Raw genomic sequence first — 21,409 nt, 5'->3', positions numbered from 1 at the left:
ATGGCGCGCGGGGATCTGACGCGCTACGCGCTGCTCAGTATCGTCACCGCGATCGTGGTGATCATCATGAAGCTGCTCGCCTGGCGGGTCAGCGGGTCGGTCGGACTGCTGTCGGATGCCCTGGAGTCGCTGGTCAATCTGGCGGCGGCGGTCGCGGCATTCCTCGCGCTACGGGTCGTGGCGCGTCCGGCCGATGCGGAGCACAACTTCGGCCATTCCAAGGCCGAGTACTTCTCGGCGGTGTTCGAGGGTGTGCTCATCATCGCGGCCGCCGTGGCGATCGTGGTCGCGGCCGCCGAGCGACTCGCGCACCCGGCCGAACTCGACTCGGTGGGGCTGGGCCTGGTGATCTCGGTGGTCGCCACGGTCCTCAACGGTGCCGTGGCGGTGCTGTTGCTGCGGGCGGGCAAACGGTACCGATCGATGACGCTGGAGGCCGACGGCAAACATCTGCTGACCGACGTGTGGACGACGGTCGGGGTGGTCGTCGGTGTGTTCCTGGTCATGGTGACCGGATGGCAACCGCTGGATTCGATCGTGGCGATCCTGGTCGCGATCAACATCGTGTTCGTCGGTGGTCGCCTGGTGTGGCGATCCGGTGACGGTTTGCTCGATGCGGCGCTGCCGGCCGCCGACCTGGTGAAGATCTCCGGCGTCCTGGACCGATTCCGTTCGGAGAAGGTCGATTTCCACGACATCCGCACTCGAGAGGCCGGGCACGAGCGCTTCGTCCAGCTCCACATGCTCGTGCCGGGGGAGTGGACGATCGATCGCGCCCACGATCTCGTCGAGGCCGTGGAGGACGAGTTGCACGCGACTCTCGACCACCTCCGGGTGACGATTCACCTGGAGCCGATCGACGACCCGCGCGCCTACGAACCCTGGCGGCTGGACGCGCCGGACTGAGTGGGTCGGGTCGGGGCATATGATGGCGTCCGGCCCGGGGCCGGCGCCGAGCGAGTCCGGATCGCACGATCCGAGAGTTCGAATCACGCTGATCAAAACCCCGGGACGACCGGCGGCGGATGAGGTGATCACTGGTGAAGGGGCTACTCGCCTGGTGGGACGGGGTGGAGGAATGGCTGACCGGCCTGGCCTTCGTTCCGCAGCTCCTGGTCACCCTCGTGGTGTTGGTGCCATGCGCGATCGTCGTGGCCATCGCGTTGAACGCACTGGTAAACGCCGTGATGTCGGTGATCGATCGTCGTCGGTTCGCCGATGACGACAGGAAGGGTTTGTAGTCGGTGATTCGTTCACGTGTGACCTGGGCGTTGCTCGCGCTCATCGTTCTGGTCCTGCTGGCCTGGCTCCTGACTCGATAGCATCGTCGCCCGACGGTGTAAAGAGGCGGTGTGTGACGTGCGGCCCGCCCGTGTCGGCGTTGCTAGCGTGAGTCGGTCCGCCGGACGGTACAGACCCACCGATGTGGTGCGTCTTCGCTGCCCGGCGAGCGCGATTCATGCCCCAGCCCGTCATGTCCAGTCCGTCATGTCCAGTCATGGCGACCTCAGTCACGGAGGAACGTGTCAGTGAGTAACGTGCCTGGGACTCGCGTGCCCAGCAGTGCTGCCGCCCTCACGCGACGCAGCGCACCGGTGCTGGTGTGTCTGCTGGCGCTCGCGATGGTCCTGATCTCCGGGTGCGCCGGCGGTTCCACCGACGAACCCGACGGTGTCGACATCTCCAGCGGCAGCCGGCACCTCGACCTTGTGGCGTACGCAACGCCGAAATCGGGGTTCGACCACATCATCCCGGCCTTCCGCGCGACCCCCGCAGGCGCCGACATCGGCTTCTCGGCCTCCTACGGCGCCTCCGGGGACCAGTCCCGCAAGGTCGCGCGCCGCGTGCCCGCCGACGTCGTGAACCTCTCCGTCGAGCCCGACATCACCCGGCTGGTCAAGGCCGGTCTGGTGGACAAGGACTGGAAGACCCAATTCCCGTACAACAGCACCCCCTTCGGGTCGGTGGTGGCGCTCGTGGTGCGCAAGGGCAACCCGAAGAACATCCACAACTGGAACGACCTGCTCAAGCCCGGCGTGCAGGTGGTGACCCCGAACCCCGGTAGCTCGGGATCGGCCAAATGGAATCTGCTCGCGCCGTACGCGGCGATGAGCGACGGTGGCCGCAACTCCCAGGCCGGCCTCGACTACGTCGCCCAGCTCGTCCGTGACCATGTGCGCGTGGTCCCCAAATCGGGTCGCGAGGCCACCACGGCCTTCGAGCAGGGGCAGGGTGATGTGCTGATCAGCTACGAGAACGAGGCGATCATGCTCGACCGGGCCAACGCCACCGCGAGTCCACGCAACCAGGTCGAGTACCTCATTCCGCCGCAGACGTTCAAGATCGAGAACCCGGTCGCGATCGTCAATACGACCTCCGACCTCGCCGGCGCCCGCGCATTCGTCGGATTCCTGTTCACCGATGAGGCACAACGGATCTGGGCTCAACAGGGCTTCCGGCCGGTCGCGCCCGCGATCGCCGAGCAGACCCGCGACCTGTTCCCGGGAGCCATCGAGAAGCTGTGGACGATCAAAGAACTGGGCAAGGTTCTCGGTGCCGGGACCGCCGCGAAGAACGACGGCGTGGACCTCACCGGGTGGAAGGCCGTCGACTCGGCGCTCTTCGGGACCAGTGGGGCGATCACCAAGATCTACGACGCAGGGGGCAGACAGTGACCTCGAACGTCTCGACGACCGAACCCGGAGCGGACGCGCCGCCGCCCGGCGCCGCGCCGCCCGGCGGATTCCTGGGGCGGGCACGCACGTTCACCGGGGTCAGCCCGGCCACCGTGGGGCTGGCCTGGCTGTGGCTCAGTGTCATCGTGCTGCTGCCGCTGGCGGCGATCACCGTGCAGTCCTTCGACGACGGCTGGAGCGGGTTCTGGGATGCGGTCACCGCGCCCGCCGCACTCGACGCCCTGTGGATCACCGTGCTCGTCTCGGTGTTCGCGGCGCTGATCAACGTCGTCTTCGGGACCATCATCGCCTGGGTGTTGGTCCGGGATGAGTTCCCCGGCAAGGGATTCGTCAACGCGATCATCGATCTGCCGTTCGCCCTGCCGACCATCGTGGCCAGCCTGGTGCTGCTGTCGCTCTACGGCCCCAACAGTCCGATCGACATCCAGCTCAACGCCACCAAACCGGCGCTGGTGATCGCCCTGACGTTCGTCACACTGCCGTTCGTCGTGCGACAGGTACAGCCGGTGCTGCTCGAACTCGACGTCGACGTCGAGGAGGCCGCCGCGGTTCTCGGTGCGCGCAACTGGACGACGTTCCGCAAGATCGTGCTGCCGGCACTGCTGCCGTCGATCCTGACCGGGGCGGGGCTGGCCTTCACCCGCGCGATCGGGGAATTCGGTTCGGTGGTCCTCATCGGCGGCAACATCCCCGGCGACACCCAGGTCGCCTCGCAGTACATCCAGCAACAGATCGAGATCGATTCGCCGGTCAGCGCCGCGGCGATCTCGGTGGTGCTGTTGCTCATCGCCTTCGTGACACTGCTGATCCTGCGCATCGCGGGCCGGCGGCAGTCCACCCGGGAGGACGCCGACCGATGAAAGTGTCACCCCTGACCCGATACGGGCTGCGCGCGATCGCGCTGATCTATCTGTTCATCCTGTTGATCGTGCCGGTCGGCACCATCTTCTATCGCTCCTTCGAACACGGCATCGTGCAGTTCTGGGAATGGATCACCACACCGGCGGCGATCTCGGCGTTGCAGCTGAGCCTGCTGATCGTGGTGATCGTCGTGCCGCTGAACGTGGTCTTCGGTGTGCTCACCGCACTTGCGTTGGCGCGCGGGCGATTCCCGGGCAAGGGCGTCCTGCAGGCCGTGGTGGATCTACCGTTCGCGGTGTCCCCGGTCGTCGCCGGCGTCGCACTGATCCTGTTGTGGGGGTACGGCGGGTGGTTCGGCGGAGTCGAGAGTCTCGGCTTCCGGGTGATCTTCGGTTTCCCGGGATTGGTGCTGGCCACCCTGTTCGTCACGCTGCCGTTCGTCGCGCGCGAGGTCGAGCCGGTGCTGCGGGAGATCGGTACCGAGCAGGAAGAGGCCGCGGCCACCCTGGGAGCCAATGCGTGGCAGGTGTTCTGGCGGATCACCCTGCCCGCCATCCGGTGGGGCCTGACCTACGGTGTGGTGCTCACGGTGGCCCGCGCGCTCGGCGAGTACGGCGCCGTGACCATGGTGTCGTCGAACTATCCGGGTATCTCCCAGACGCTGACGCTGTTGGTCAACTCGCGCTACACCGATGACTACAACGAGTTCGGCGCGTACGCGGCGGCCACGCTGTTGATGTTCGTCGCGATCGTGGTGCTGGTGCTGATGTCGCTGATCGAGCGCCGGGCGAAATCCCGTGTCGCCGACGCCAGTGGCACCGGTGCCGGCGGCCCGGCCTCGCCGGACACGGTTGTCGAGACCCAGCTGACCGTGCCGCACGGCCCGGAGTCGATCGACGCCCATCAGGTGGTCACCGAGCATGTCCACCACGACGCCGCGCCACACGGTTCGGCCCCCCGAAATGCCTCTGCCCGTGAGAAAGGCGTGTGACATGTCCATCTCGGTGATTGGAGCGAACAAGCGCTACGGCGACTTCGCGGCTCTCGACGACGTCTCGATCGACATCCCCGACGGTCAGTTGACCTCGCTGCTCGGCCCGTCGGGGTCGGGCAAATCGACACTGCTGCGCGCGATCGCGGGCCTGGACACCCTCGACTCGGGCACCGTGATTATCAACGGCAACGACGTGTCCAAGAAGTCACCGCAGAAGCGTGACATCGGATTCGTGTTCCAGCACTACGCGGCCTTCAAACACCTCACCGTGCGCGACAACATCGCCTTCGGGCTGAAGATCCGCAAGAAGCCCAAGGCCGAGGTGGACGCCAAGGTCGACGAGTTGCTCGAGGTCGTCGGGCTCACCGTGTTCCAGCGGCGCTTTCCCGCGCAGTTGTCCGGCGGCCAGCGCCAGCGCATGGCACTGGCCCGCGCCCTGGCCGTCGATCCCAAGGTGCTGCTCCTCGACGAGCCGTTCGGCGCACTCGACGCCAAGGTGCGCGAAGACCTGCGAAAGTGGTTGCGCCGTCTGCACGAAGAGGTCCACGTGACCACGGTGCTGGTGACCCACGACCAGCAGGAGGCGCTCGACGTCTCCGACCGGATCGCCGTGCTCAACAAGGGCCGCATCGAACAGGTCGGTGCGCCCGATGATCTCTACGACCGACCGGTCAACCCGTTCGTCGCATCGTTCCTCGGTTCGACCGTGCGACTCAACGGCGAACTGGTACGCCCGCACGACATCCGGATCGGGCGCACCCCGGAGATGGCGTGGCCGTCTGCGGACCCGACCCTGGACACCGGGGTCCTCAAGGCGACGGTGAAGCGGGTGGTGAATCTGGGATTCGAAACCCGCGTGGAACTCGTGGCGGTGGCCTCGGGTGAGGAGTTCGCCGCGCAGATCACCCGTGGCGATCAGAACGCTCTGAATCTGGTGGCCGGCGAGACCGTCTACGCGCGGGCCACCAAGGTCGCGGCGCTCTCGGAGAGCTGAGCGGTCCCGGGGCGGAGCGGGTTTCCGGAGTCGAGCGGGTTCCGGGACCGGACCGTCATCGTGAGTGATCGGCGGTCAGACCGTCGAGAGGGGAGCCCGCCACCGCCGTCGTATAACGGTCGGCGATCGCCTCGATCACATCCGGATGGGCGCCGAGCGGACCGGCGACCAGCGCGCCCGGGGCGAGCCGGTCCAGTGCGGTCTCGACGCGCTCGGTCAACAGGCCCGCGGACAAGAAGTAGGGGCTGAGGGCGATGCGCTCGGCCCCGGCGGTACGCAGGCGCCGGATCGCGGTGCGCAGGGCGATCTCACCGGTACCGAGCCGGGTCGCGAAGACCACATCGACCGGGCGGTGCAGCCGGGTCGACAGCTCGACGGCACGTCGCCGGACCACCAGCGCGGCAGCGGGATTCGTCGAACCGACGGCCGTGACCAGCAGACCGTCGGAGTCGGCGAGTCCGGCCTGCTCGAGACGATCGGCCAACGCCGCCGACAATGAGGTCGTGCCGATCACACTGGTGATCACCACATCGCCGGGCGCCCGTGTCGCGGCAACGATCTCGGGCAGATCGATGTCGCTGTGATAGCCGGGAGCCAGCAACAGCGGCACCACGACCACCCGCCCACGCAGTTCCGCCAGCTCGTCGGCGACCAGCGGCTCGTCGAGATCGAGGAACGACAGGCGCACCTCCGTACCCGGGAGACGACGGGCGACGGCGTGCCGCACACGGCGGGCCGTGTCGGCGAACCGGGGGTCCCGGCTGCCGTGCGCGACGAGCAGAAGACTCGCGCTCACACCAACTCTTGGAGGTGCAGGGACCCCAGGGCGTCACCGACCAGCCCGGCAGCCAGCGTGTTGCCGCCCTGCGGGTCGATCAGCAAGAAGCTGCCCGACTCCCGGTTCACCTGATAGTCGTCGGCCGGAATCGGCTCGGCGGTCTGCACGGTGATGCGGCCGATGTGATTGAGCTCCAACGAGTCCGGTGCATCGGTCAACGCCAGGTTCTGCTCGTCGAACAGCACGTCGAGGGTGCCGACGATGGCCTGGGTGGTCTTGGTGCCGTGCTTGAGCAGCAGACGGGCACCCGGGCGCAGAGGCTTGTCGGCCAGCCAGCACACCGTCGCGGAGAACTGCTGGATCGGCTCCGGCGCATCGACGGCCGAGGCGATGAGGTCACCACGGGAGATGTCGACGTCGTCGGCGAGCAGAAGGGTGACACTGCGACCGGTGTGCGCGGTCGCCAATTGACCGTCCGCGGTGTCGATCTGGGTGACGGTCGTGCGGACCCCGGACGGAGACACGACGACCTCGTCACCGACGGAGACCCGCCCGGCGGCGATCTGCCCGGCATACCCGCGGTAATCCGGGTATTCCGGTGTGCGCGGCCGGATCACGTACTGCACCGGGAACCGCAGCCCCACCTCCGACCGATCCGAACCGCTCGCTGCGTCGGTGACATTCGACCCGCTCGCTGCGCTCCCGGCGTCGGTCCCGTTCGGGACCGTCTCGAGATGCTCGATGAGCGTCGGGCCGTCGTAGAACGGCGTGTTCTGCGACCGGGTGGCGATGTTGTCGCCGTGCAGCGCCGACACCGGGATCGCGGTGACCTGCTCGTCGGACCAGCCCAGGGTGCGCGTCAGGGAGCGGAATTCGTCGGAGATCTCGGCGAACACGGTGGCCGCATCCTCGACGAGGTCGATCTTGTTCACCGCGAGCACCAGCTGCGGAACACCGAGCAGGGCCATCACCGCCGCGTGCCGACGGGTCTGGGAGACCACGCCGTTGCGGGCGTCGACGAGCAGCATCACCAGCTGCGCGGTGGAGGCACCCGACACGGTGTTGCGCGTGTACTGCACGTGGCCGGGGGTGTCGGCGAGCACGAATGAGCGTGCGGGCGTGGCGAAGTAGCGGTAGGCGACGTCGATGGTGATGCCCTGCTCGCGCTCGGCGCGCAGGCCGTCGACGAGTAGCGACAGGTCCGGCCCGGCCAGTCCGCGATCGACCGAGGCGCGGGTGACCGCGTCGATCTGGTCGGCGAGCACCGATTTGGTGTCATAGAGCAACCGGCCGACCAGGGTCGACTTGCCGTCGTCGACGCTACCGGCGGTCGCGATGCGCAGCAGGTCGGGGACGTGTCCGAGAGTGTTGTTGGCCATCAGAAGTATCCTTCGCGTTTACGGTCTTCCATGGCCGCCTCCGACACGCGGTCGTCACCGCGGGTGGCACCACGCTCGGTGAGTCGCGATGCGGCGACCTCGGCCAGGACGGCCTCGTTGTCGGCGGCCTCGGACAGCACCGCACCGGTCGACGAACCGTCGCCGACGGTGCGGTAACGGACCGAAAGACGTTGGAGCTCTTCGCCGTCGCGCGGCCCACCCCAGACGCCGGGGGTCATCCACATGCCGTCGCGCTCGAACACGTCGCGCTCGTGGGCGTAGTAGATCGACGGCAGCAGCACCTGCTCGCGGGCGATGTAGCGCCACACGTCGAGCTCGGTCCAGTTCGACAGGGGGAACACCCGGACGTGCTCGCCGGGGGCGTGGCGACCGTTGTACAGGTTCCACAGCTCCGGGCGCTGACGTTTGGGATCCCACTGGCCGAAGGCGTTGCGCAGCGAGAAGATCCGCTCCTTGGCGCGTGAACGTTCCTCGTCCCGGCGCCCGCCGCCGAACACCGCGTCGAAGCGGTTCTCGGTGATCGCGTCGAGCAGCGGGATCGTCTGCAGCGGGTTGCGCACCCCGTCGGGACGCTCGGTGAGCCGACCGTCGGCGAGGTAGTCCTCGACCTTGGCCACATGCAGCCGCAGGTCGTGGCGGGCCACCACCTGGTCGCGGAACTCGAGGACCTCGGGCAGGTTGTGCCCGGTGTCGACATGCAGCAGCGAGAACGGAAGCGGCGCAGGCCAGAACGCCTTGAGGGCCACATGCAGCAGAACGGTGGAGTCCTTGCCGCCGGAGAACAAGATCACCGGACGTTCGAATTCGCCTGCGACCTCACGGAAGATGTGGATCGCCTCGGACTCGAGGGCGTCGAGGGTGGTGAAGTCGTCGCTGCTGTCCACCTCGCGGTCGGCGCTGGCGACTGGATCGGTGATGGTCATGCGTGCAGCCCACATTCTGTCTTGGCGCGGCCGGCCCAGCGGCCGCTGCGCGGATCGGATCCGGGTTCGGGTTTGGCCGTGCACGGGGCGCAGCCGATCGACGGATAGCCTTCGTCGACAAGAGGATTCACGAGTACGCCGTGAGCGTCGATATAGGACTGCATCTGCTCGTCGGACCATGCGGCGATCGGATTGATCTTCACCAGCCCGAAGCCCTCGTCGAACGAGATCAGCGGCGCATTGGCGCGGGTGGGGGCCTCCACCCGACGGATGCCGGTCACCCAGGCGTCATAGGCGTGCAGACCCGACTTGAGCGGCACCACCTTGCGCAGGCGGCAGCATTCGCCGGGATCGCGGGCGAACAGGTTGCGCCCCAACAGTTCGTCCTGCTCGGCGACGGTGTGCTCGGGGGTCAGATTGATCATGTCGACGCCGTACACCTGTTCCACGGCGTCGCGGGTGCCGATCGTCTCGGCGAAGTGATAGCCGGTGTCGAGGAACAGGACCTTGACCGGATCCCCGCCGAGGAGGTCACGGTCGACGTGCTTGACGGCCAGATCGACCAGTGCCGCGTCCTGCATGTTGGAGGCGACGACGAAGTTGTCGCCGAAGGTCCGGGCGGTCCAGGCGAACAGTTCCTCGGGGGTGGCCTCGGTTCCCAGATCGGCGGCACCCTGCTCGGCGATCGCGCGTAGCTCGTCCTCGCTGAAGCGCCGCCCGGTGGTCGGTGCGGTGGAGATGGTCATCGGAGTGCCTCCTCGTCGGCACGAACGGCCCACTGCGCGAACCGTTCTCCGTCCTGGCGTTGGTCGATGAAGTTGCGGACGACGCGGTCGATGTAGTCGCCGAGCTCGGTGGAGGTCACCTTGTGCTGGCGCAGCTTGCGACCGAATGCGGCGTCCTGGCCGAGGCTGCCACCGAGGTGGACCTGGAATCCCTCGGTCTGTCCGCCCTCGCCGTCCTCGACGAGCTGTCCCTTGAAGCCGATGTCGGCGATCTGCGACCGGGCGCAGGAGTTGGGGCAGCCGTTGATGTTCACGGTGATCGGGACGTCGAGTTGGGAGTTGATGTCGGCCAGACGCTCCTCGAGTTCGGGCACCAGCACCTGCGACCGCTTGCGGGTCTCGACGAAGGACAGCTTGCAGAACTCGATCCCGCTGCACGCCATCAGGTTCCGACGCCAGTTCGACGCGCGGGCGATGAGCCCCTGCTCGGCGAGGTCGGCGATGAGCACCTCGACCTTGTCGTCGGGGACGTCGAGCACGATCAGTTTCTGGTACGGGGTGAACCGGATGCGGTCGGAGCCGACGCGTTCGGCGGCCTCGGCGACGGCGGTGAGCTTGGTGCCCGACACCCGGCCCGCGATGGCGGCGAAGCCCACCGAGTTCAGTCCGTTCTTGAGCTTCTGGACGCCCACGTGATCGCGCGGCTGGGTCAGCGGGGTGGGCGCCGGGCCGTCGATCAGCTTGCGGTGCAGGTATTCGTCCTCGAGGACCTGACGGAACTTCTCGATGCCCCAGTCCTTGATGAGGAACTTCAGGCGTGCCTTGGTGCGCAGTCGGCGATAGCCGTAGTCACGGAAGATCGATACGACGCCCTCCCAGACGTCGGGGACCTCGTCGAGCGGGATCCACGCTCCCACCCGCTGGGCGAGCATCGGGTTCGTCGACAGTCCGCCGCCGACCCAGAGATCGAGTCCCGGACCGTGTTCGGGATGCTCGACGCCGATGAAGGCGATGTCGTTGGTCTCGTGCGAGACGTCCTGCAGTCCGGAGATCGCGGTCTTGAACTTGCGCGGAAGATTCGAGTACTGCGGGTCGCCGATGTAGCGGCGCACGATCTCGTCGATGGCCGGTGTCGGATCGAGTACCTCGTCGACGGCCTCTCCGGCCAACGGCGATCCGAGGATGATGCGCGGGCAGTCACCACAGGCCTCGGTGGTCTTGAGCCCGACGCCCTCGATGCGCTCCCAGATGGTGGGGACATCCTCAATGCGAATCCAGTGGTACTGCACGTTCTCCCGGTCGGAGAGATCGGCGGTGTCGCGGGCGAACTCGGTCGAGATCTGGCCGAGGGTGCGCAGCTGTTCGACGTTGAGGGCGCCGGCATCGCAACGGATGCGCATCATGAAGTGGCTGTCCTCGAGGATGTCGATGTTCTCGTCACCGGTCCAGGTGCCGTCGTAACCCTCGGCGCGCTGGGTGTAGAGACCCCACCAGCGCATGCGGCCACGGAGATCCTGTTTGTCGATCGACTCGAAACCCTGCTTGGAGTAGATGTTCTCGATCCGCGCCCGCACATTGAGCGGGTTGTCGTCCTTCTTGACCTGCTCGTTGGGGTTCAGCGGCTCGCGGTAACCGAGCTTCCACTGCCCTTCGGCGCGCCGCTTGGTCGGGCGGGCCTTCTTGCGAGCCGGACGCTCGCCGGTGTCGGTCTTCGCCGTACCGGCTGTCGCGGACTCGGATGTCGCGGTCTCGGGGCGTGCCGAACGGGCGCGGGGGGCTGGGGAGGACTCCTCGGGGACGGGGGAGTTGCCCGCCTCGGTGAGGTCCGTCGTTGACGTCATGAACTCTCCTGTACCGGCGCACAGAGCACCGGCGATCGCACGGTCTGGGCTGTGACGTGGCGGCATACCCGCGTCAGATGCGGGGACTCTCCGGGGCCGGAACGTCGTCTAGAGACGACAGGTAGCGCTGCAGACGCGCTTGAGATCGACGTGGCGTCGCGCGGCGAGCCACACCCCGGGGAAATTCACGGGCTCCATAGTGCCACGACCATCCGTCTCGCGTCTACTTGGGAATACTTTGCACCACGGTGAGGCAAAGTGGCCTGCGGCGATGCCGACACCGTTGCCTGGCCCGACGTCGCGAATGTGGTTGCGTACCGAGAGCAAGGCCCACGCGGCGGTGGGTATTCCCCGATGTGGGGCTGGTGATTCGGGGCTGGGCGGGGTGGGCGCGCATCATGGGGTGGTGACGTCCTTTTCCACCGCCGCCGTGCCGGCCGAGGTCGTCGACGCCTGCGGGGCCGTCGATCCCGGCGTTCCGCTGGGGCTCTACCTGCACGTCCCGTTCTGCGCGTCGAGGTGCGGATACTGCGACTTCAACACCTACACGGCGGGCGAACTCGGGTCGTCGGCGTCCCCGGATTCGTGGTTCGAGGCGGTGGGCCGCGAGCTCGACCACGCCGCGGCCCTGATGACCCCGGACCGCTCGGTGTCGACGATCTTCGTCGGCGGCGGCACGCCGTCGTTGCTCGGTGGCGACGGCCTCGCCGGCCTGCTCGATGCCGTGCGTAGCCGATTCGATCTCACCGACGACGCCGAGATCACCACCGAATCCAATCCGGAGTCGACCTCGCCGGAGTTCTTCGCGCGGCTGCTCGAGGCGGGCTTCACCCGGATCTCGCTCGGGATGCAGTCCGCGGCCCCACACGTGCTGGCCACCCTCGACCGCACACATACCCCCGGCCGCGCCGTCGCCGCGGCCCGCGAGGCGGCCGCCGCCGGCTTCGCCCACATCAACCTCGACCTCATCTACGGAACACCAGGAGAGACCGACGCCGATCTCGACGCGAGCCTCGATGCGGTACTGGCCACCCCGGTCGATCACGTGTCGGCGTATGCGCTGATCGTCGAGGACGGCACCGCGCTGGCACGGCGGGTCCGCCGCGGCGAACTGCCCGCCCCCGACGACGACGTGCTCGCCTCCCGCTACCGGCGAATCGATGAACGCCTGGGCGGCAACGGTTTCGAGTGGTACGAGGTGTCCAATTGGGCGCGATCGACTGCCGCGGAATGTCGTCACAATCTGGCCTACTGGTATAGCCACGACTGGTGGGGAATCGGGCCCGGCGCGCACTCGCATGTGCACGGCGTGCGGTGGTCCAACGTCAAACACCCGGCGCGTTATGCGAGCACCCTGGCCGACGGCACCCTGCCGGTGACCACGCACGAGGTGCTCACCACCGCGGACCGTCACGTCGAATCGGTGATGCTGACGGCCCGGTGCCGCAGCGGTTTACGCCGCGACCTCCTCACCGGGGCGGAGGCGTCGTGCGCCGAGGAACTCGTCGCACGAGAACTGCTCCGTCCGGCCGGGGATGGGTGGGTTCTCACCGACCGCGGCCGCCTGCTCGCCGATGCCGTGGTGCGCGACATCCTGATCGCGGGCGAGGACGGCTGAGCGTGTCGGGCGATCAGGTCCCGATCCGGCCGAGCGCCTCGATCATGCCGACGTAGCCGCGTGCGCCGAGTGCGTCGGCGACGTCGCTTTCGACGGCCGCCTCGGCGCGTTGGACGGCAGCGATACGACGCCGGCCACGGGCGCTCAGGTGCACGACGACCCGCCGCCGGTCGACCGGATCGGCACGCCGATAGGTCAGGCCCAGTGTCACCAGCCGGTCGACCCCGCGTGTGGTGCTCGCCGGTGGTAGAACGGCCAGGCGTGACAGCTCCGACATGGTCCGGCCGTCCTCGGTGGCGAGCACCGAGAGTAGACGCCACTGTTCGGGTGACACCCCCAGTTCGGCGAGGTCGGCCGACAACTGTGACTCGACCCGGTGCGCGGCGCGCAGCAGTTGCAGCAGCAGTGGGTCGGTGGCGGTGCCGTGGTCGTCGCGCCGGGACCCGGCGTCCGGGGTAGCCTGGCGACTCACCGGACAACCCATCGCACGAGGTACCCATGACAGTCCGCCCCATTGCCGTTGGCACCGACTCCGCACGGCGCACCGTGCGGATCGCCTACGTCGTTCCGGTCCAGGGGATCGCGGGCATCTTCGGGCCGTCGTGCGAGGCGTGCGGGGAACTCGCCCTCGCCGAATTGCACTCTGCCGACGGTATTCTCGGCCGGCCCGTGGAGCTGGTCGTCATCGACGGCGGCCGCGCACCCGCACAGGTCGCCCAGGAGGTGGCGCAGCTGTGGCGGACGGGGCGAATCGACGCGATCGCCGGCTGGCACATCTCGGCGGTGCGCAAGGAGATCCTGCGCCTCGTCGGTGGTCAGCTGCCCTACGTGTACGCGGCTCTGCACGAAGGTGAGTTTCGCACACCGGGCCTGTTCATGATCGGGGAGTCGCCGTCGTCGCAGGTGTTGCCGGCATTGGACTGGTTGCGCCGCAACCGCAGTGCCGAACGCTGGTGCGTGGTCGGCAACGACTACATCTGGCCGCGTCAGCTCGCGAGCCACGCCGTCGCGCATCTGGCGGGATCCGGGATGGCCCACTGCGGTTCGACCTTTGTTCCGCTCGGAACGCGCGATTTCGAGCCGACCCTGCGATGGCTGGAGACGGCCGACTGCGACGCCGTGCTGGTTCTGCTGATCGGCGACGACGCGGTGCGGTTCGGCCGCGGTTTCGCCCGTCACGGACTCGACACCGCCATGGTGCGCTTCAGCCCGATTCTCGAGGAGAACCAGGTACTCGCCATGGGTGCGGCGGCCACGGCGAACATGTATGCGGCCGCGGGCTATTTCGACTCGCTGGTCACCGCGGCGACCGCCGATTTTGCCGGCCGCTACCACCGCGTCCTCGGGGACACGGCGCCGGTGCTCAACAGCATCGGTCAGTCCTGCTACGAGGCGATCACTCTTCTTGCTGCCCTCGCCGACCAGGCGGGTTCGCTGGCGGTCTCGCAGGTCCAGGCCGCCGCCGACGGGCTCGTCATGGATGCCACCCGCGGAACCCTCCGTCTGGCCGACAACCGCGTCGACCAGGACATCTACCTGGCCAGCGCCGGTGCGCTCGATCTCGACGTCGTCGATCGGATTCATCACGCCTGACCGTTCGCCGGGGCCGGGTTCGTCGGTCCGCTGAGGGGTTCGGTGCTGAGGGGTTCGGTGCTGAGGTGTTCGGTGCCGACGGGTTCGACTGCGACGCGGATCTTTCCGGCGTCCACCGACGTGCGCATGCGGAATGTGGTTCCGGGTTCGCGGTCCCAGCCGACGATCGCCTCGGCGAGCGGTGCGTGCAGGTGCATCCGGAGGGTGCGCGCCAGGTCACGCGCCCCGTAGACCGAATCGAATCCGATGTCGGCGAGATGCGCGCGGAGCGGGTCGTCGGGTTCCCACTGAATCTGCCGGGCGGCCAATTGTGCTGTCAGTCTGCGTAACTCGACGTCGAGGATCGCTGCGGCGACCTGTGGTCCGATGGGATCGAACCGCACGATCTCGTCGAACCGGTTGTACAGCTCGGGATCGAAAAACTCCTCGACGGCTCGGTCCACGGCGTCGGAGCCCGCGTCGCGCCGGCGGGAGCCCGGCATCGGCAGCCGCGCGCGCCATCCCCGTGACCGGGCCCGATGATGGGCGGCGATCTCGGCGGAGCCGAGGTTGGAGGTGAGTAGGACGATGGCGTTGCGGAAGTCGATCGTCGGCCAGGCGCAGTGTTCCCGAATCGAGGATCTGCAGCAACGAACGCAGCACCGTCGTGTGCGCCTTCTCCACCTCGTCGAACAGGACGATGCCCGGGCGGGACATGTTGCCCTCCACCAGTTCCCGATCGAAGAGGGTGAGCTGTTCCTTCGCCCCCGAATAGCCCGGGGGTGCCCCGGACAGGGAGGCGGCGTAGTGCTCCTGGGCCAGGGTGTTCATGTCGATCCGGCACAGTGTGTCGGCGTCGCCGGTGATCTCCGCGGCCAGGCGGCGGGCCAGTTCGGTCTTGCCGACACCGGTCGGCCCGACGAACAGCAGCGACGCGATCGGACGGCGTGGGTCACCGATCCCGGCGGCCGCGATGGTCAGGGCGCGGACCACCGCATCGATGGCTGCGTCCTGGCCGATGATCGCCGAGCGCAGCGCCGATGAGAGCTGTGCGGGCGAGGACGCCCTCCCCATCCGGAAGGCCCGGTTGTGGCCGGGGGTGAGTTGCTGACCCGAATTGAGGTCGTCGACCTTGCGTGCCAGGTAGCCCGACATTGGCCCTCCTTGTGTGAACGTCACGTAATGATTCCGAATGAAACCATAAATCTCGGGACTTCGCGGAGCGCGAGGGCAGATCGCCGTGGTATCACTTCCATACGGAAGCAATAACTCGCTGGGCGACGTGGGTGCCTGGCCATTCTCAGGAGGCGTTTCATGCGACATGGCGATATCTCATCGAGTCCGGACACCGTCGGGGTGGCGGTGGTGAACTACAAGATGCCCAGGCTGCACTCGAGGGCTGAGGTGTTGGACAACGCCCGTCGGATCGCCGAGATGGTGGTGGGGATGAAGGCGGGTTTGCCGGGGATGGATCTGGTTGTGTTCCCGGAGTATTCGACGATGGGCATCATGTATGACAACGCGGAGATGTTCAACACGGCGGCGGTGATTCCCGGGGAGGAGACCGACATCTTTGCCGCGGCGTGTCGTCAGGCCCGGACGTGGGGGGTGTTCTCGTTGACCGGGGAGCGGCATGAGGATCATCCGAACAAGCCGCCGTACAACACGCTGGTGTTGATCAATGATGCGGGGGAGATCGTGCAGAAGTATCGCAAGATCTTGCCCTGGACTCCGATCGAGGGCTGGTATCCGGGGGAGCAGACGTATGTGACCGACGGGCCGAAGGGTCTCAAGGTGTCGTTGATCATCTGCGATGACGGTAATTATCCGGAGATCTGGCGTGATTGCGCGATGAAGGGGGCCGAGTTGATCGTGCGGCCGCAGGGCTACATGTATCCGGCCAAGGATCAGCAGGTGTTGATGGCCAAGGCGATGGCGTGGGCGAACAATTGTTATGTGGCGGTGGCGAATGCGACCGGATTCGATGGTGTGTACTCGTATTTCGGGCACAGCGCGATCATCGGTTTCGATGGGCGCACCTTGGGTGAGTGTGGTGAGGAGGATTACGGGGTGCAGTACGCGCAGTTGTCGTTGTCGACGATTCGGGATGCGCGGGCCAATGATCAGTCGCAGAATCATTTGTTCAAGCTGCTGCACCGGGGTTATACCGGGGTGTATGCCGGTGGGGATGGTGACAAGGGAATCGCGGAGTGCCCGTTCGATTTCTATCGCAATTGGGTCACCGACGCCGAGGCCACCCAGAAGGCGGTCGAGGCGATCACCCGGGAGACGATCGGTGTGGCCGATTGTCCGGTCTACGACCTGCCGACCGAGAAGACCATGGACGCCTGAGGGCGCGACCGGCCGGCGTCGGGTTCACCAGCGCTGCGGTGGCGGGGTCCAGCCGGTACTGCGGGCCGCGCGTCGGTGCACCCCGCCGGCCGGGGACTCCCCGGGCGGCGGGGCGGCCCCGACGGCGGGGAGTTCGTCGGTCTCGGTGCCGAGTTGCTCGTCGAGCGGCGGCGCCCCCGGTCGCAGATCGAGCGCGTCGAGATCGAGCATCCGGGCGTGGATGACCGTGCGGTTGCGCAGCGCCGATCGGACCGCCCGGTGCAGACCGTCCTCGAGGTAGAGGTTTCCCTCGTAGCGCACCACGTGGGAGAACAGATCCCCGTAGAACGTGGAATCCTCGCTGAGCAACTTGTCCAGGGCCAGCACCGTGGTCACCGTGATCAGCTCGTCGAGACGGAACTGCCGAGGCGGGATCTTGGCCCATCCGCGATGGGTCAACGCGTGGTCGGGATACGGTTTGCCCTCCCGGACGCCTTTGAAGATCATCGCGACCTTCCTGTCGTGGGCGGCGTTCGCCGGGGCGGCGGAGATCGTCGGCGCCTCGCCGGTCGAACACGTGCACCCGTACTTCGTGGGCGGTGTTTCGTAGAATGAACCCACCTACTGTAGGGCAGAGGGCGGGTTCGAGAGGAGGTCTGGCCTGTGTCGACCACCGATGATCGGCGGTTCGAGATTCTTCGTGCCATCGTCACCGACTTCGTTTCCACGCAGGAACCGATCGGTTCCAAGGCACTCGTCGAACGGCATCAGCTCGGCGTCTCCAGTGCCACGGTTCGCAATGACATGGCGGTACTCGAGGCCGAGGGTTACATCGCGCAACCCCACACGAGTTCGGGACGAATCCCCACCGACAAGGGGTACCGGATGTTCGTCGACCGCATCAGCGAGGTCAAACCGCTGTCGTCGGCCGAGCGTCGCGCGATCCTCTCGGTACTCGATTCGGGGGTCGATCTCGACGACGTCCTGCGCCGGTCGGTGCGGCTGCTGGCCCAGCTCACCCGTCAGGTCGCGGTCATCCAGTATCCGGTGCTGTCCACCGCGACGGTGCGTCACCTCGAGGTGATCACCGTGTCGCCGTCGCGGCTGCTGCTGATCGTGATCACCGATACCGGTCGCGTCGAACAGCGTATGGTCGCGCTCTCCCAAGACCTCGACGAGGACGAGATCGTCCGGCTGCGGGACATGTTCTCCGCGGCGCTGCACGGCAAGCGACTCGAGGAGGCGTCGGCGTCGGTGGCCGAATTGGCCAACAACGCACCGGCCGATTTGCGGGACGCGACCGTGAACGTCGCGACCGTGTTGGTCGAGACCCTCGTCGAACGGGGCGAGGACCGGGTGGTGGTGACCGGCACGTCGAATCTCGCACGTGCGGCCGCCGATTTCGCCCCGGTCAACGGCGGGATGGATTCGGTCCTCGAGGCTCTCGAGGAGCAGGTCGTCGTCCTGAAGCTGCTGGCGACGAGTCAGCGGATGGGCCGGGTGACGGTGCAGATCGGGGAGGAGACGCAGACCGAGAACCTGCGTGGCACCTCGGTCGTGTCGACGGGGTACGGTGCTTCGGGCACCGTGTTCGGCGGGGTCGGGGTCGTCGGGCCCACCCGCATGGACTACCCGGGAACCATCGCGTCGGTGGCAGCCGTTGCCAAGTATGTGGGCGAGGTGCTCGCCGAGCGCTGACCTGAAGGTGGCGCAGAGCCGGTCGAGAGGAAATGGACGCGGCCGGCGTCGCGTTCGGTGAGGTAAACGATGCACCGGCTCCGTAAGGGTATCCCCGGAGCCATACGTGAGCTGTGAGAACGAAGGACCGAGACAACCGTGGCAACTGACTACTACGGAATCCTGGGCGTCGCCAAGAGCGCGACCGACCAGGAGATCAAGCGGGCCTACCGCCAGATGGCCCGCAAATTGCATCCCGACGTCAACCCGGGAGAAGAGGAGCGCTTCAAGGAGGTCACGACCGCCTACGAGGTGCTCAGCGACCCGGAGAAACGACGCATCGTCGACGCCGGCGGCGATCCGCTCGGCGGTCCGGGGGCAGGTGGATTCGGCGGAAATTTCGGCGGCGGCGGCCTCGGCGACGTGTTCGAGGCGTTCTTCGGCTCCGGCGGTGGGTTCGGCAGTACTTTCGGTGGTAGCCGCGGGCCGCGCTCGCGCGTGCAGCCGGGTGAGCCCGCCCTCGTCGCCGTCGAGCTCGACCTGGAGGAGTGCGCCTCCGGGGTGAACAAGGAAATCACCGTCGACACCGCGATCCTCTGCGATGTGTGTCACGGGTCGGGAACCAACGGCGACTCCAAGCCGATCAGCTGCGACACCTGTAAGGGTGCCGGCGAGATCCAGGCGGTCCAGCGTTCTCTGCTCGGTCAGGTCATGACGGTGCGCGAATGCCCCACCTGCCACGGCACCGGCGAGATCATCCCCGATCCGTGCCACAAGTGCGGCGGCCAGGGACGGGTGCGTTCGCGCCGCACGATGACCGTGCGCATCCCGGCAGGCATCGAGAGCGGCATGCGGGTCCGGTTGGCCGGCCAAGGTGAGGTGGGTCCGGGCGGCGGACCGGCCGGAGATCTCTACGTCGAGGTCAGCGAACGCCCGCACGAGGTGTTCATCCGCGACAAGGACGACCTGCATTGCACGCTGCGGGTACCGATCGCCGACGCCGCGCTCGGCGGTAGCTTCGAGGTCCCGACGATCCTCGGCGATCTCGCGACCGTCACCATCGAGCCGGGCACCCAGCCCGGGCAGGTCGTCAAACTGCGTGGCCAGGGCATGCCGCACGTGAACACGGGTGCACGCGGCACCCTCCACGTCCATCTCGATGTGGCGGTTCCGGCCAAGCTGACCGCCGCGCAGACCGAGGCACTGAAGGCCTTCCGCGAGGCCTCCGACGACTCCATCGACCTGGTGACGACCTCGGCGGCCGCGGCCCCGGGCGGATTGTTCTCCCGGCTGCGCAACGCCTTCGCGGGACGCTGATCGGCCGAACGTGAGCCCGCCCCTGTTCTGGGTCGACGAGGTCCCGCCGGCCGGCACCACCACCCTGCTCTCCGGGCCGGAAGGCCGCCACGCGGTGACCGTGGCGCGGCTGCGGCCGGGGGAGCCCCTGCTGCTCGGTGACGGTGCCGGGTCGGTCGCCAACTGCGAGGTGACCGCGGTCGAGGGCAAGGATGCGCTGTCGGCGCTCGCCCACCGGTTCGTGTTCACCGACCGGCCGCGGCCGTCGGTGACCCTGGTGCAGGCGTTGCCGAAATCCGAGCGCTCGGAGCTGGCCGTCGACCTCGCCACCGAGGCCGGTGTCGACCGGATCGTGCCGTGGCAATCGGCACGGTGCGTCGCCCGCTGGGCGGGCAAGGCCGACAAGGGTGTTGCCAAATGGCGGGCCGCGGCCTCGGCGGCCGCCAAACAGAGTCGGCGCCCGTGGATTCCGGAGGTCACCGACCTCGCCTCCACGATCGACGTGCGCGCCCACGCCGCCGAGGTGATCGCCGCCGGTGGTGTGGTCGCGGTACTGCACGAGGCCGCTGCGGTGTCGCTGCGGACCCTGCCGCTGGCGCAGGCACGCGAGATCATGCTGGTGGTCGGGCCCGAGGGCGGTCTGGACGACAGCGAGATCGCCGACCTCACCGCGCTCGGCGCTCACTCGGTGATCCTGGGGCCGGAGGTGTTGCGGACCTCGACGGCCGCGTCGGTCGCCCTCGGCGCGCTCGGCGTCCTCACCGATCGGTGGACCCGATGAGACGCGATCGGCGGCACCGATGAGGCGCTGTGCGGTGCACCGGACCGCGATCGCCTACGGCGAGGCGAACTCGCAGTTCGGGCACATCTATCACGCTGCCGAGGAGGCCGATCTCCCCGCCACGATGCGGCCGATCGTGCTGATCCACGGCGGCTACTGGACCACCGAGTTCTCGCTGACCATCGAGTCGGCGATCGCCCGGCAGTACGGCGAACGTGGCGCGTTGGTCTGGAACATCGAGTACCGGCGCGTGGGGGAGGACGGCGGAGGATGGCCGAACACCGGCCGTGACGTCGTCGCCGCGATCAACGCGCTCGACGGGCCGGTCCGGGACGCCCTGCCCGCAGCCGTCGCTGACCGCGTCGACTGGAATTCGGTTGCGGTCGTGGGACATTCGGCCGGTGGTCAGCTTGCGGTGTGGGCCACCGCGCAGCTGCGGGCACAGACCGCGAACACCCGCATCACCATCGTTGTCGCCCAGTCGGCGGCCCTGGATCTCGTGGCCGCGGGACAGGCAGGCCGAGAGTCGGTGCAGGCGTTGATCGGCCGTCCCTACGCACAGGCCGCGCAGCGCTATCGGGCCGCGTCTCCCATCGAGCAGGATCCGTTCGACGCGCACGTCGTGGTCATCCACGGCGACCGCGACACCGCCATTCCGGTGGAGCTCAGCCGCCGCTATGTCAGCACGGTATGCGCGCGCGGCCAGTCCGCCGAACTGATCGTCGTGCCCGAGGAGGGGCATGACGCGTTCGTCGATCCGCGCAGCGTGTGCAATCGGCAGACGATCCGGGCGCTGGGACTGTAGAGCCCCGGGCCCGAGGAGCGCGAAGGTGCGGCGAACGGAATATTCGATCGCGGATCGCCCGTTGGGCAGGGATAGACTTGACCGCACATCGCCGCACGGCGCCCCCCGAACTCCAGG

The 21,409-nt window shown here is 67.7% G+C and carries 20 protein-coding genes and 1 pseudogene; 13 read left to right on the top strand and 8 right to left on the bottom strand.

Features of this window, described 5'->3' with window-relative positions:
• The 6 genes from J6U32_RS19430 (at window position 1) to J6U32_RS19405 (ending at window position 5,545) form a co-directional block, all read left to right on the top strand.
• Window positions 1-906 carry a cation diffusion facilitator family transporter gene (locus J6U32_RS19430; RefSeq protein ID WP_208791746.1) on the top strand — a complete coding sequence of 302 codons (906 nt, stop codon included), beginning with the start codon at window positions 1-3 and terminating at the stop codon, window positions 904-906.
• Between the two features lie 134 nt (window positions 907-1,040).
• A complete protein-coding gene (locus J6U32_RS19425; RefSeq protein WP_208791745.1) occupies window positions 1,041-1,241 on the top strand; it encodes a hypothetical protein in 201 nt (66 codons plus the stop codon).
• Window positions 1,242-1,622: 381 nt separating this feature from the next.
• Window positions 1,623-2,675, top strand: coding sequence for a sulfate ABC transporter substrate-binding protein (locus J6U32_RS19420; RefSeq protein WP_244333002.1), 1,053 nt, complete (start codon window positions 1,623-1,625; stop codon window positions 2,673-2,675).
• The gene (gene cysT / locus J6U32_RS19415) at window positions 2,672-3,556 is read left to right on the top strand and encodes a sulfate ABC transporter permease subunit CysT (RefSeq protein WP_208791744.1); all 885 of its coding nucleotides are present in this window, start codon (window positions 2,672-2,674) and stop codon (window positions 3,554-3,556) included. The genes J6U32_RS19420 and cysT overlap by 4 nt, the downstream gene beginning before the upstream one ends.
• A complete protein-coding gene (gene cysW / locus J6U32_RS19410; RefSeq protein ID WP_208791743.1) occupies window positions 3,553-4,548 on the top strand; it encodes a sulfate ABC transporter permease subunit CysW in 996 nt (331 codons plus the stop codon). The genes cysT and cysW overlap by 4 nt, the downstream gene beginning before the upstream one ends.
• A 1-nt stretch (window position 4,549) precedes the next feature.
• Window positions 4,550-5,545, top strand: a complete 996-nt coding sequence (locus tag J6U32_RS19405) for a sulfate/molybdate ABC transporter ATP-binding protein (protein ID WP_208791742.1) — start codon at window positions 4,550-4,552, stop codon at window positions 5,543-5,545.
• A 55-nt stretch (window positions 5,546-5,600) separates the two neighbouring features.
• Here the strand turns inward: J6U32_RS19405 and J6U32_RS19400 are convergent, their stop codons facing one another.
• From J6U32_RS19400 to J6U32_RS19380, 5 genes are read right to left on the bottom strand one after another with little or no spacing between them, the layout of a single operon-like run.
• Complete coding sequence (locus J6U32_RS19400) at window positions 5,601-6,341, bottom strand: sirohydrochlorin chelatase (protein ID WP_208791741.1); 741 nt, start codon at window positions 6,339-6,341, stop codon at window positions 5,601-5,603.
• Entirely contained in the window at window positions 6,338-7,702 is a 1,365-nt protein-coding gene (locus tag J6U32_RS19395; protein ID WP_208791740.1) for a sulfate adenylyltransferase subunit 1, read from the bottom strand. Before J6U32_RS19395 ends, J6U32_RS19400 begins: the two co-directional genes overlap by 4 nt.
• Entirely contained in the window at window positions 7,702-8,646 is a 945-nt protein-coding gene (gene cysD / locus J6U32_RS19390) for a sulfate adenylyltransferase subunit CysD (RefSeq protein WP_244332168.1), read from the bottom strand. The genes J6U32_RS19395 and cysD overlap by 1 nt, the downstream gene beginning before the upstream one ends.
• Window positions 8,643-9,392: a phosphoadenylyl-sulfate reductase gene (locus J6U32_RS19385; protein WP_208791738.1), complete on the bottom strand. Its 750-nt coding sequence runs from the start codon at window positions 9,390-9,392 to the stop codon at window positions 8,643-8,645. Before J6U32_RS19385 ends, cysD begins: the two co-directional genes overlap by 4 nt.
• A complete protein-coding gene (locus J6U32_RS19380; RefSeq protein WP_208791737.1) occupies window positions 9,389-11,212 on the bottom strand; it encodes a nitrite/sulfite reductase in 1,824 nt (607 codons plus the stop codon). The genes J6U32_RS19385 and J6U32_RS19380 overlap by 4 nt, the downstream gene beginning before the upstream one ends.
• 304 nt (window positions 11,213-11,516) lie before the next feature.
• Here J6U32_RS19380 and hemW point away from each other — a divergent pair, with 304 nt between their 5' ends.
• Window positions 11,517-12,830 (top strand): radical SAM family heme chaperone HemW, encoded by a 1,314-nt coding sequence (gene hemW / locus J6U32_RS19375; RefSeq protein WP_244333000.1) that lies wholly within the window; start codon window positions 11,517-11,519, stop codon window positions 12,828-12,830.
• A gap of 13 nt (window positions 12,831-12,843) precedes the next feature.
• On the opposite strand, the gene J6U32_RS19370 is transcribed toward hemW, so the two are convergent.
• Window positions 12,844-13,302, bottom strand: a complete 459-nt coding sequence (locus tag J6U32_RS19370) for a MarR family winged helix-turn-helix transcriptional regulator (protein ID WP_244332166.1) — start codon at window positions 13,300-13,302, stop codon at window positions 12,844-12,846.
• A 26-nt stretch (window positions 13,303-13,328) separates the two neighbouring features.
• Here J6U32_RS19370 and J6U32_RS19365 point away from each other — a divergent pair, with 26 nt between their 5' ends.
• On the top strand, window positions 13,329-14,423 hold the full coding sequence (locus tag J6U32_RS19365) for a substrate-binding domain-containing protein (RefSeq protein WP_208791735.1): 1,095 nt from the start codon (window positions 13,329-13,331) through the stop codon (window positions 14,421-14,423).
• Here J6U32_RS19365 and J6U32_RS19360 read toward each other — a convergent pair.
• Window positions 14,414-15,557 (bottom strand): annotated as a pseudogene (locus J6U32_RS19360) (AAA family ATPase). The gene J6U32_RS19365 and the pseudogene J6U32_RS19360 overlap by 10 nt on opposite strands.
• A 159-nt stretch (window positions 15,558-15,716) precedes the next feature.
• Here J6U32_RS19360 and J6U32_RS19355 point away from each other — a divergent pair.
• Window positions 15,717-16,754 (top strand): aliphatic amidase, encoded by a 1,038-nt coding sequence (locus tag J6U32_RS19355; RefSeq protein ID WP_208791734.1) that lies wholly within the window; start codon window positions 15,717-15,719, stop codon window positions 16,752-16,754.
• A 24-nt stretch (window positions 16,755-16,778) separates the two neighbouring features.
• Here the strand turns inward: J6U32_RS19355 and J6U32_RS19350 are convergent, their stop codons facing one another.
• The gene (locus J6U32_RS19350) at window positions 16,779-17,240 is read right to left on the bottom strand and encodes a type II toxin-antitoxin system VapB family antitoxin (protein WP_208796218.1); all 462 of its coding nucleotides are present in this window, start codon (window positions 17,238-17,240) and stop codon (window positions 16,779-16,781) included.
• Between the two features lie 156 nt (window positions 17,241-17,396).
• On the opposite strand from J6U32_RS19350, the gene hrcA reads away from it, so the two are divergent.
• From hrcA to J6U32_RS19330, 4 genes are all read left to right on the top strand, one after another.
• The gene (hrcA, locus tag J6U32_RS19345; protein WP_208791733.1) at window positions 17,397-18,431 is read left to right on the top strand and encodes a heat-inducible transcriptional repressor HrcA; all 1,035 of its coding nucleotides are present in this window, start codon (window positions 17,397-17,399) and stop codon (window positions 18,429-18,431) included.
• Between the two features lie 138 nt (window positions 18,432-18,569).
• A complete protein-coding gene (dnaJ, locus tag J6U32_RS19340; protein ID WP_208791732.1) occupies window positions 18,570-19,727 on the top strand; it encodes a molecular chaperone DnaJ in 1,158 nt (385 codons plus the stop codon).
• 10 nt (window positions 19,728-19,737) lie between these two features.
• Window positions 19,738-20,487, top strand: coding sequence for a 16S rRNA (uracil(1498)-N(3))-methyltransferase (locus tag J6U32_RS19335; RefSeq protein ID WP_208791731.1), 750 nt, complete (start codon window positions 19,738-19,740; stop codon window positions 20,485-20,487).
• Between the two features lie 34 nt (window positions 20,488-20,521).
• The gene (locus tag J6U32_RS19330) at window positions 20,522-21,292 is read left to right on the top strand and encodes an alpha/beta hydrolase family protein (RefSeq protein WP_208791730.1); all 771 of its coding nucleotides are present in this window, start codon (window positions 20,522-20,524) and stop codon (window positions 21,290-21,292) included.
• Window positions 21,293-21,409 lie beyond the last annotated feature (117 nt).

This window comes from Gordonia polyisoprenivorans, assembly GCF_017654315.1.
Classification (GTDB): Bacteria; Actinomycetota; Actinomycetes; order Mycobacteriales; family Mycobacteriaceae; genus Gordonia; species Gordonia polyisoprenivorans_A.
Note: the sequence above shows the minus strand (reverse complement) of the source record. Positions and strands in the feature narration are given on the sequence as shown.